Source organism: Enterocloster sp. OA13, from assembly GCF_022440595.1.
Classification (GTDB): domain Bacteria; phylum Bacillota; class Clostridia; order Lachnospirales; family Lachnospiraceae; genus Enterocloster; species Enterocloster hominis.
Map to the genome: position 1 here is coordinate 3,093,654 of NZ_JAKNTF010000001.1, position 11,730 is coordinate 3,105,383.

General features: G+C 50.2%; 11 protein-coding genes. All 11 read right to left on the reverse strand.

Features of this window, described 5'->3' with window-relative positions:
• Nucleotides 1-25: 25 nt before the first annotated feature.
• A complete protein-coding gene (locus tag MCJ35_RS13675) occupies nt 26-1,063 on the reverse strand; it encodes a sensor histidine kinase (RefSeq protein ID WP_025486734.1) in 1,038 nt (345 codons plus the stop codon).
• Nucleotides 1,064-1,071: 8 nt separating this feature from the next.
• The gene (locus tag MCJ35_RS13680; RefSeq protein WP_025486733.1) at nt 1,072-1,758 is read right to left on the reverse strand and encodes a response regulator transcription factor; all 687 of its coding nucleotides are present in this window, start codon (nt 1,756-1,758) and stop codon (nt 1,072-1,074) included.
• Between the two features lie 64 nt (nt 1,759-1,822).
• Entirely contained in the window at nt 1,823-2,647 is an 825-nt protein-coding gene (locus MCJ35_RS13685; RefSeq protein ID WP_240299530.1) for a hypothetical protein, read from the reverse strand.
• 200 nt (nt 2,648-2,847) lie between these two features.
• Nucleotides 2,848-4,392 carry a BCCT family transporter gene (locus tag MCJ35_RS13690; RefSeq protein ID WP_025486732.1) on the reverse strand — a complete coding sequence of 515 codons (1,545 nt, stop codon included), beginning with the start codon at nt 4,390-4,392 and terminating at the stop codon, nt 2,848-2,850.
• Between the two features lie 50 nt (nt 4,393-4,442).
• Complete coding sequence (locus MCJ35_RS13695; protein WP_025486731.1) at nt 4,443-4,868, reverse strand: aconitase X swivel domain-containing protein; 426 nt, start codon at nt 4,866-4,868, stop codon at nt 4,443-4,445.
• Nucleotides 4,856-6,121, reverse strand: a complete 1,266-nt coding sequence (locus MCJ35_RS13700) for an aconitase X (protein ID WP_008717394.1) — start codon at nt 6,119-6,121, stop codon at nt 4,856-4,858. Before MCJ35_RS13700 ends, MCJ35_RS13695 begins: the two co-directional genes overlap by 13 nt.
• 26 nt (nt 6,122-6,147) lie before the next feature.
• Nucleotides 6,148-7,665, reverse strand: coding sequence for a BCCT family transporter (locus MCJ35_RS13705; RefSeq protein ID WP_008717396.1), 1,518 nt, complete (start codon nt 7,663-7,665; stop codon nt 6,148-6,150).
• 2 nt (nt 7,666-7,667) lie between these two features.
• A complete protein-coding gene (locus tag MCJ35_RS13710) occupies nt 7,668-8,054 on the reverse strand; it encodes a RidA family protein (protein WP_008717398.1) in 387 nt (128 codons plus the stop codon).
• Between the two features lie 265 nt (nt 8,055-8,319).
• Nucleotides 8,320-10,401: an acetate--CoA ligase family protein gene (locus MCJ35_RS13715; protein WP_240299531.1), complete on the reverse strand. Its 2,082-nt coding sequence runs from the start codon at nt 10,399-10,401 to the stop codon at nt 8,320-8,322.
• Between the two features lie 37 nt (nt 10,402-10,438).
• Entirely contained in the window at nt 10,439-10,978 is a 540-nt protein-coding gene (locus MCJ35_RS13720) for a 2-oxoacid:ferredoxin oxidoreductase subunit gamma family protein (protein ID WP_025486728.1), read from the reverse strand.
• Complete coding sequence (locus MCJ35_RS13725) at nt 10,971-11,729, reverse strand: thiamine pyrophosphate-dependent enzyme (RefSeq protein WP_025486727.1); 759 nt, start codon at nt 11,727-11,729, stop codon at nt 10,971-10,973. Before MCJ35_RS13725 ends, MCJ35_RS13720 begins: the two co-directional genes overlap by 8 nt.
• Nucleotide 11,730 lies beyond the last annotated feature (1 nt).

The window sequence follows — 11,730 nt, forward strand, 5'->3', positions numbered from 1 at the left end:
GCCTTACTGTGATATTACTGTAATGCTACAATTTTGTAGGAATCAGGAAGCTGATACGGAACACCGTGCCCTCCCCCAGCCCGCTTTCAACTTCAATGGTGCCGTCATGTGCTTCGATGATTGCCTTTGCCAAAGGAAGGCCCAGGCCAATGCCCTGGGTATCCTGTGAGAAACGGCTCCGGTAAAACCGTTTGAAAATGTGGTGTAAATCCTCCGGATGGATGCCGCAGCCTGTATCTTCCACTTTAATCTGAATGATGGGCGCGGACTGTTCCCATCCAATCCGGATGGAATCCCCCTCTTTCGTGTGGTCAAAGGCGTTTTTGACAATATTACTGATTGCTTCCAGCAGCCAATCCCGGTCGCAGGGAAACATGATGGGTCCCTTTCCGGAGAGAATAAGTCTTTTGTGTTCCAGACTGGCACGATAGGAAAAATGAAGCCCTATGTCCTTCATCATATCGGAAATATCCTGGGGCGTCTTTTCCATTTCCAGCGTCCCTGCGTCCAGACGTGTGATTTTAAGCAGATTTTGTACCAGTGTCTCAATCCGGTCAAGCTCCTGCTCGGACAGTTCTGCGAACGCTTTAATTTCCGGCAGGTCTCCTGCTTCATTTTGCAGAAGCCCGTTATAGACATTCAATGCCGCCAGAGGGGTCTTGAGCTGATGGGAGATATCGGATATGGTGTCCTTCAAAAACGCTTTGTCCTTCATCCCATTGACAGCATGGGCGTTTAATACCGCTGCCATTGTATTGATTTCATGGAACAGGCGGTATAATTCCCCCTCATGGTTACAATCGATACGGGCCTCCGCATGGCCATCAAGAAAAGCTTCCATCTGATGGACCGCATGTTCCATGATCCTGTCCTGGCGGATTAAGTACCGGACATATATTGTCAGCACACAGGCCGCCAGAAGCAGGAACAGGATAAAAAATGCCATGGACAGCTCTTTGCAGTATACCCATAGTAAGGCTTCCCCGGATGCAGCAAACAGGAGCAGGACGGCAATGACAGCGCCGATAAACCGTTTATTTTCTTCATTCACAAATAGCTTCATGGCATCCCTCAACGTACAACATTCCATTTGTAGCCCATCCGCCGGACAGTAAGGATCATCTGCGGCTCCCCGGGATTGTCCTCTACCTTCATGCGCAGCCGGCGGATGTAAACAGTGAGCGTATTATTGTCTATATAGCTGCCCTCGCAGTCCCACAGCTTATCTAATATCTTTTCTTTCGATAACACCGTATTGGGATTTTGCATGAACAGACACAGCAGTTTGTACTCTGCCGCAGTCAATTCCAGAAGGTCACCATTTTTATATACCTGCCCCTGTAACAGCAGTACCCGTATCCCGTTGGATTGGAGTTCTGTTCCTGCTGTGCCAAAATCCTTTACCCGGCGCAGCAACGCATTGATTCTTGAAACCAGGACACCCAGCTTAAACGGTTTTGTGATATAGTCATCGCCGCCCATGTCCAGTCCCATGATAATATTTGTTTCCTCGTCAGAAGCGGTTAAGAAGATAACCGGGACTTTGGAAACCAGCCGTACCATCTTACAAAAATCAAAGCCGGAGCCATCCGGCAAAGACACATCCAGGATCAGCAGGTCGTATTTCCCGTCAGACCAAATTTTTTCCGCCTCATCCAGCGTTCTTGCAATGTCAGTTTCAAAGCCCTGCTTTCTGAACGCAAATGCCAGGCCGTTAATCAAGCTCAAATCATCTTCCAGAAGTAAGATCCTGCTCATGTCCATCCTCCTTTTGACGTCCGCTGTCCAAAAACCTCCGATTCTTCAATCCCGGACATCTGTTTTAACCAAGAATACTCCTTAAAACAAAAAACAGGACAACTGCCAGCAGGATAAGAACCAGAAAAATCATCCCGACTATTTTCACTATCCGCCCAGCCTGTGCCGACCCCTGTTCTGCCATGTTCCCCAACAACTGTTCCAATTCATCCGCAGCCCCTTGACCGAATTCCCGGGCAATCCAGTTGGGATTGTATTTGTCATTATTCCTGCCATAGGTATAGCTTACGGAAATCTCCACGGAATTCCTGGTCAGGCTTCCACTATTATTATATTTCCTGTAATCATAATAAACCGTAAAAAAGCACAGGACAGGAACCATCGATGTATACCCATCTTTTATATGAAGATAATAGACATCCAGGTTGTCGATAACGGTAAGCGGCTTTGTGATCTGTGCTATCTGCGTATCATTTTCATAAATTGATACATAATTATTTTTCCCCTTATCAATGCTGTATCCCAGGCATACCCTTCCCTTATGTTCAATACAGAATTTATTGTCACACACGCCATTCTGCATGATATAAAAGCTTCCCTCGTTACCATCCCTGCCAACGATTTCAAACTGTCCAAAACGCTGTTCTTTTGTTATCAGATATTTAAAAGGAACGGCTTCTTCAATCATATTGGAAATCAATTTATAATGCGTTGTATAAAGTTTCTCCCCTGAGGCATCCGTAAAAATAATCTCCCGCATATGTTCCGCGTTAAAGGGTAAGGAAACATCCATCCATGGGGCCTTTGCACGGAATAATACCTGCCCGGAGGATGACACCTCAAATAAATTCTCAAAATTTGATTTCACCTGTTGTATTGTAATAAGCATGTCCTTAATCCTTCCTGCCTGATAATCCCTATATAACCACGTATAGACCGTGTATGAAATTATAGCATGCCGGACCGGTTCCCACAACCGTTTCGTGAATCCATCCATACCACAAAAGGACACCCTGATGAGTGTCCTTTTGTGTAAATCCTATTTGTATACCACTACATATCTTATCCGGCACGGACTGCCGCAATCATTTATTCCGGGTCATCCTCCATGACAATATTGTCATCCTTTGCTTCACATTTAGCTGCATTCCTGAACACGGATACCACCACCAGGATCAGCAATATGGAAATAGGTAACCCAACAATATTCCACATCCCTTTGACAGAATTCACGCCGCCGGAAGCAACCAGAAGGTAAGCAATCACGCCCATGATAACGCCCATCACGATTTTAATCTTATTGGGTGCCTCATCATCCACACTCAGTCCGTGGATGCTGATGGTGGCCAGGGCCGCTGCCACCGGGTCCGCCATGGTGGAGAACGAGGTGAAGATGGATACCACGAACAGTACAATCAAAACCTTCCCCAGAGGGAATGTATTCAGTATGTAAAAGATTGTGGACTGCATGCCTGCCGTATTCACGCCGTTCCAGATGTCAAAGGTTCCGGTTGTCTGCAGCTGTACGGTCAGTCCGCCAAACACGGCAATCCAGACAATACAGAACATGGACGGAGCCAGGACATTTACAAGGATGAACTGACGGACCGTCCTTCCCTTTGCCAGGCGGCTTAAAAACATTCCCAGGATTGGCGCATACACCACGAAGGAAGCCCAATACTGTATGATCCAGTCCGCATACCAGTTATCCCCAGGCGCCATGGAATTGAGGATGGCTGTCTTTTCAAAGGGATGGTCCAGAAGGTAAGCAAAGGATTCCGTTCCCAGTTTTGCACAGAAGGTGGTAGGGCCTAAAATCAGTACGTATACCAGTATGGCAATAAAGACGAGGGTGGTAAATGAAGATAGCTTTTTCAGCCCGTTTCCAATACCGGATACACAGGAAGCTGTAAACAGTGCCACAATAATAACCGCAACCACAAGCCACACAATCTTGGACTGAGGCAGCCCTGTGATGGACTCGATTCCCGCGCCGATCTGCATCAGGCCCACGCCCATGGAACAGGCCACTGCGCCGCAGAGGGAGAAAATAACAATTGCATGCACCAGCGTTTCAAACTTTTTACCCTTTTTCCCAATACTCGTTGTCAGCACCGGGCCAAAGGCCAGCGGCTTCTTCATGTTGAATGTGAGGAGCGCGAACGCCACGGCGCATATGGTGTACATGCAGTACTGAGGCACGGACCACTGCCACATGGTCTGGGATATTGCAAATATGGCAGCCTCCCTGGACCCTGCTTCCACCCCAGCCGCAACCGGCGGCGTCATGAAATGGAATATCGGTTCCCCCATTGCCCAGAATAAGAGTCCTGTACCGATTCCTCCGCACAGGGACATGGTAATCCAGTTCCAGGTCTTGAAATCCGGCGTGGCGTCCGGGCCGCCAATCTTGATGTTGCCGAACTTAGATAACGCCAGGACAAATGTCAGGATTATGATCAGGATTGCAATCAGTTCAAAAAACCAGCCAACCCTGTCAGCCATGCCATATAAAATTGTATTGAGGATATTTCCCATTGCCTCCTGTTTAAAAATCCCGAATGCAATAAAAATCCCAAGACAGACGATTGCAGGCCAAAAGGCCAGTTTATTTAATTTGTTTTTATCGTTCATTATTTCCCCCTTAGAAACTTAACCTTGCCGGTAACATTAAGCCGGTAACATTAATAATACACGTCAATGTAATCCTTATCTTCAAAGAATTCTATTTCCTTAGCCCCTTCCAGCTTTTCATAGTCCTCTTCCGACAGGTTGACAACAGGGATGCTTTTATTATAAAAATGTTTCGCGATTAACGGCCCCGTCAGGATGACCGGATCGCTTCTCAGGTTAATGATTGCCGCCGGGGCACAGTCCAGACGCACCTGTTCCAGAATGACCAGCCCTGCCCCGCTGCTTCCTTTTCCAAATGGAAATGCAAACACCTGGCCCGCCATGTTCTTCTCATAGCAGTCGCTTCGATTGTCACGGATCAGCCCGCTCTGTGGGTCTGCCCCGCCCCAGAAGCAGAATGAATCTTTTGAATACAGTAATTTTGCCCTCACATTGCCGGACACTGCCACCTTACACTTTATGCTCACTTTTTCCATGGTCTTGCTCCTTTCACAATCTTCCCTGCAACCGCGGTCTCCACGCACTCCCACATATTTCCAAATACCGGCTGGATTCCTCTCATACTGAAGCAATATGTATCAAACTTTCCGGAATTGGACATGATGGTTTTTGTTCCCAGCTTCTGTGAGCGGTATTCCAGTATGCAGCCGTCGCTGTAAATCTGGATTCCCAGTGCAGTAAGCCTTTCATACAGTCCGCTGTCCTTTAAGCGGTCCACGGTGGCCCTTCCCACGATGATCCATAACTCCGTGGAATCGCTTACCTTCCTGCCGTTCATCAGGAATTCCAGTTTGGCGCATTCATCATAAGAGAAATGCGGACATCCCAGCAGCACGATATCGATATCCCCGTCCACTTCATAGTTGGTGAGCTGGCGCTCTGCCTCCTCCAGGTCCTTGATGTGGATTTCCACCACTTCCTCCGGTTTCTTTCCGCCGAATGCCATCTCCCGCGTCTGTGCCTCCGGTGTTACCCCAATCATATGGAACAGCGCGATGCCGCCTGATGAAGCAGCCGTAGCGCTGCATTGTTTCAGATTGTCATTGGTGATATTGGTGGGCATGCCTTCCAGCGCCCAGATCCGGTCCCCGACAATGGAACCGAACGCATAGGAAACCAACGGATACATGGACTCATCCTCAAAGTATTCCAGCCTGATATCATCCCCTAACTTTACAAGGCCCTGTGCGTAACGGTTCTCCGGCACATGCAGCCCAAAGTAAGGAACCCTGCCCGCAATGCCGCAAAGCAGCTCTAAGGGACCTGCATAGCGGTTGGTCCTGGCGCCGATGATGGAGTTATAATAACAGATTACATTGGACTCCGCGCAGGCCAGCTGCTGTCCGAAGGATGGCTGGAATCCGGCCTGATAGGGCGCGCAGGACCAGGTGGGGATGGCCCCCATTTTTATATGCGACGCCTCGATACGGCGGGTTGCGCTCATTACCTCCACATCATGTTTCTGGCGGTGCCATTTTAACATATCACAGGCCGTGGCATTGGTGGTTGTGGGAACCGCGAACCTGGCCCCCTTTTCAGCCAGCATTTCCGCAAATGCAACCTGTGCCTCCCCCGCATATACGGTGCTGTCATCATGGCATCCCACAATCTCAACAAATCTGTCTACATCATGGAATGCGGCCAGGTCGTAAAGAACCTGCATTGCCTGCTGCCGGACTTCCCCATGGTCACCGTTCAGCATCTCCTTCTCGTAATCAGTCAGTTTCATAAATTACTCCTTTCCTACTAATAAGTTCATTTTTTTCCATCCTCACGCAGCCATTTAAAAAGTACGATCTCCATAAATATCATTACAAACATAAACGGGATGGAAACCAGGATAGCCAGGCTTTTTAACGCCGAGAAATCCGCTTTCACAAACATCACGGATAAGGGTACCAATGTCAATACCAGGCAGCATGCCACCCTTAAACCTGTGCTTACGTTCCCGCTTCGGTCCAGTTTGGATGTGACGGTCTGGGCCAGTGAAAAGGAGGCGGAATCCAGGCTGGATGCCACAAATCCGGCAATCATCACCAGCATGACAAACGGCAGTCCCTTCTTTCCTCCCGGCAGCGTTTCAATCACGCCATATACCAGGTCCTGTCCTCCTCCTTTGGACAGGATATCTGTTACACTTACAATTCCCTGGGTCTGGGCATAAATGGAATATCCTCCGTCTATGGCAAATAAGACCCACACGCTGATGCTGATTCCCAAAAGGCAGCAGAGCGAAACTTCCTTTATGGTCCTGCCCTTTGAAACCTTGGCAATGAAAATCCCCATCAACCCTGTATAGGTAAGACAGAATGCCTGGAAGAACAAGGTCCACTGTTCCGGAAAACCCGAATTTTCAATGGGATCCGTGAAAAAGCTCATCCGCAGGTACTTATCCCCCATCCATCCAAGGCTGCTGATGAAATTCTTAAGGATGAAATTGGTGGGACCTGCAAACAATATGTAAAGTAAAAATAAAATACACAGTCCGGCCGCCAGGTTACTGATGGTCTTCTTGCCCTTCTCCATTCCCAGGAAGGATGTGAATGTAAAGATTGCCGCGATTGCCAGCACCACTCCCACCTGGACTGCAAATGTTGTCTCAACCCCAAATACCTGCTTTAACGCTCCTGTCTCCAGGGGCACTGCCAGTCCCAGCGTACACCCGGCCGCGCCGATGATGCAGAACACAACGGAAATATCAATCAGTTTCCCTATGATCTTCTTATATTTGAAATCCCCCATCATGCATTCGCAGACAGTACTTATTTTTATGAAAGAAACTTTTTTGTTGTAGACCGCGTACGCAACCGCGACACCGGCCAGCACGTATGGTCCCTGTGTGGCAAATCCCCAGTGGAAAAAGGAATATCCCAGGGACGCCTCCAATGCCTCAACCGAAAATGGCTCCAGATGGATGCCCGGCGCTTCGTAATAGGCCGCCCATTCCGTAAAGGACCAGTACACTGCGGCCGAAGCCAGCGCTGCCAGCGCCATCATGGTAATATAGCTGAAATTGGAATACTCCGGTTCCCCATCGCCAAGGCGGATGCTGCCATATTTACCAAAGGCAAGATAAAAGGCCAGTACCGTTGTCACAAAGGTAAATAACATCAATGGTACGGAAAAAATCTTCGTCGCTCCCAGGAATGCGTCATTCACTCCCGAGAGCATCTGAGCGGGATACTTCGCCAAAAAGAAAACAAAGGTAAAAACAGAAAACACCCCAACCCCTGCGGTAATCAGGCTGACTCCCCATTCCTGCTTTTTATCCATCCCTATTCCCCTGCAAAAGCAATCATGGACGCCTCAAGCGGAACATCCCCCGGAAGCGCCGCCACCTGCACGCAGACACGCGTGGGCTTGTGCTCACCGAAAAACTCCTTGTACGCTTCGTTAATCAGGCCGAAATCATTTAAGTCCTTGATATACACGTCCACCCTGGCAATACTCTCCCTGCATCCGCCGCCCGCTTTTACAATGCTTAACAGATTATTCAGGACCAGGGTAGTGGCCTGTTTGATTTCAAATACATACTCGCCATCCTTTGTAAGCGGAATCTGGCCGGATGTGATGATCATGTCCCCATACTTGCGGCCATGGCAATACGGCCCCAGTGCCGGTGATGCTTCCGGACTCACAAGTTCTTCCAGTTTCATCTTCATACCTTTTACCTCGCATTCTTTTTATTTTGTTTCATATTTTATTTTATCGTTTCACTTTTTGTTATTATATATCATATAATACGACTATATGTGCATTTTGTCAATAATTAGTTTCAAATTATTTATGCGTTCGTCATTATTACCAAATGAATATATGGTTTTTCGTGACAATATCCAGGGGGGCATAAACCAGCGGGGCGGGCAGGTTTTCCCCTGCCTTTCCCTGCCGTTCCCCCTGCCGTTTCCCTGCCTTTTCCCTTCATCTTCAGTCATCATACATAACTAACAATGCATCTGCGATGGCTGCCCCGTCCTCCGTGATGAATACAGGGTTGATGTCCAGCTCTTTTACCTTGTCCTTGCCTTCTGCCGCCATTTCGCTGATTTTTACAAGGAGGTTTACAAGGGCCTCCTTATCGCAGACCGCTCCGCCGCGGTAGCCGTTCAACAGCGGATAGGAGGCAAGGCTTTCTATCATATCCCTGGCCTGTTTTCCGGTAAGAGGCGCCGGGGCCAGAGCCACATCCTTAAACAGTTCCACAAACACGCCGCCCATCCCTACCATGATCATAGGCCCGAAATCCCTGTCATTGTTCACGCCGATGATCATTTCCGTGCCGTATTTAAGCATGGGTTTCAGGAGGACGCCCTCCAGCCTTGCATCCGGGGCATTTTTCGCGCAGTTGTCCATGACGGCTGCAAATGCGGCGCGCAGTTCCGCCTCGTCCCTGATGTTCAGCTTCACCCCGCCTACGTCCGACTTGTGCTGGATATCCCTGGAATGAATCTTTACAGACAGGGGATAGCCCAGTTTCCCTGCTTCCTCCACCGCTGCGTCCGCTGTTGCGGCAACTGCCTGGGGCGGAACCGGGACGCCGTGGCTGCTCAGATAGTTCAGGCTCTCGAACTCGCTCAGGCTGTGGGAACATTCATGCTTTCCCTCAGGAACCGCCGGTTCCATTGGTTCGAATGTGCGGACGGCAAAATCCAGTATCTTTTTAAGCGCGGTGCAGCCATAGCGTCCGGTGGGAAGCAGGGGCGTGCCCGCGGCCTTCAGGATATCCGCGCTTTCCTGGTGCCTGGTGTGTTCGATGAACGGAATCCAGAACACTGGTTTTAACGTCTTATCCCGGCGCGCAATGGACACCGCCTCAACCATATGGGAGATGGTGTCATCCCAGATTTCAGGGGTAATCGTATAGGCCACCACGATGGCATCCACGCCCGGATCCTTAGAGATTGCTTCCATGGCCTGCACCATCACAGGCGTATTGTAGCCGATGCCGGCCGTCATATCAAAGGGATTGTTCACGGAGCCATAGTCAGGAACCAGCGTCTTCAGGTACGCCTTTGTCTCCTGCTGCATTTCCGCCAGACGGATGCCGTACTCTTCCGACAGGTCGGCCATGACGCCCGCCTCGCCGCCGGACACGTTCATGAACACGCAGCGTTCCCCCTTGGGCAGTTCTTCCAGCCATGAGAATGCCGCCGCAAGGCTCATAAGCTCCTCCAGATCGCCTGCCTCCACAACGCCATACCGTTTAAACACGGCGCGCAGCACCTTGTCCGCCCCGGACAGGGAACCTGTGTGGGACTTGGCCAGCTCCTGCGACTTGCTGGAACGTCCGGTCTTTAAGACCACCACCGGCTTCTTTTTAAGGGCAGCCTTCTGGAAGGCGGCAACCAGCTTCTCAGGCTTTGTAACGCCTTCCATATAGGCCGCCACCACCTTGGTGTCCTCATCATCCACCAGGAAATCCAGATAATCCTCCACCTTCACATTACATGAATTGCCGGAGGAAATCACATGGGAAAAGCCCATGTTAGGACTGTCCAGACCGCCTAACACAATCTGGCCGCTCTGGGAAATCATACCGATATTGCCCCCGCGCTCACGCTCCTCCACCAGGAAGGCAAATGCAAAGATCCCGTCCACGAAATTGGCGAAGCCCGCGCAGTTGGGCCCCATGACGGCAATGCCCAGGCGGTCGGCTGCTTCCACCAGCTCCCGCTGGCGCTCCCTGCCCTCCGGCCCCACTTCGCCGTAGCCACTGGCAAATACAACCGCGCCGCCGCAGTTTTTCCCCGCTGCTTCCTCCAGCAGCGGGATGATTGTCTTCTGCGGGGTGCACAAAATAACCAGGTCCACATCCCCCTCTATCTCCGAAAGGGAATGATAGGCGCGGCGGCCGAATATGGTATCCCTTCCAGGATTCACAAGGTAAAGCTGATCCAGGTTTTTGGAGAATTTAAGATAGTTCCTGGTGGTATCACCGCCGAATCCGGCCTTTTCGCTTGCACCCACAATCGCAATGGTTCTTGGTTTTAATAATTGATTAAGATTCATGCCGAAACCCTTCCTCCTGTTCCATTTCCACTACAGATCAGCCGATTTTCCCTGCCTTCTCGTAGCCTGCCTCAAAGCACTGCACGTTCTTCTCACTGGGTATGCCCTTATGGTCAAAATAATCCCTCAGCGTATCGGAGAACTGCTGTTTATCCATCATCTGTGTGGCCGCAATCATGGCGCCCATCATGACCAGGTTGGCGCCCCTGGTATTGTTAAGGTCCGCGGAAATACCCATGGCATCCACCCCGAACACCTCCACATTGGCAGGATACTCCCTGTCACTGAACAATGACTTGTTAATGATGATCTTGGCGCCGTCCGCTGCCTGGTCAATATATGTATTATACGCATCCTCGTTCATGCACACCAGGACATCCAGCGTATCCGGATAGGGACTGCCGATTTCCTCGTCGGATACCACCACGCGGCAAAGGGCGATGCCGCCGCGCATTTCTGCGGAATACTCGCTGGTCCAGCTTACATTCTTCCCATTCTCCGCAGCAATCTGTATCAAAATCTTACCGGCTGTCAGGACACCCTGACCGCCAATTCCTGCAAACATTATATCAGCCATTTGCTTCACCCCCGTTATTTGTATGGTCCACGTATACCTTCACCGGAAATACCTTTTCATTTTCTTCCTTCAGTTTCTTCATCGATTCCACCGGAGTCATCTTCCAGTTGGTCGGACAGGGCGAAAGCACCTCGATGATGGAGAATCCCTTATCGTTCATCTGGTTCTCGAATCCCTTTTTTATCATCTTCTTTGTCTCGTTGATGTGCTGGGGGTCATAGAGGGCGCCCCGGGCAGCATATTCGATGGGATACTGGCTGATGATGTTCAGCATGTCAAATGGCTGGCCTGCAACGCGGTCATCCCTTCCCTTCTTGCTGCTGGTCGTCTTATCCCCCACCAGGGTGGTGGCAAGGCACATCTGTCCTCCTGTCATGCCGAAGATTCCGTTGTTCACCACGATCATGGTGATGGGGACATTCCTCTGTGCCGCAAAACACGTTTCTGAAAGTCCGATTACATAAGAACATCCGTCGCCTGCGTGTACATATACATTGGCCTCCGGGCGCACCTTCTTAATACCTGTGGCAACAGCGGCACAGCGTCCGTGGGGGCCTGCGATGCCATCGCAGTTCAAGGTGTCGATGGACCAGTAGGCACAGGCAATATCCACAACCTGTACGGTTTTCTCTACAATTCCCAATTCCTCGCAGCATTCCGCAATCAGCCTCTGAATGATACCGTGTCCGCAGCCGCCGCACCAGCCCACCTGCTGGTTGATCATTTCCGGTTTTGTTAACTTCACAGCCATA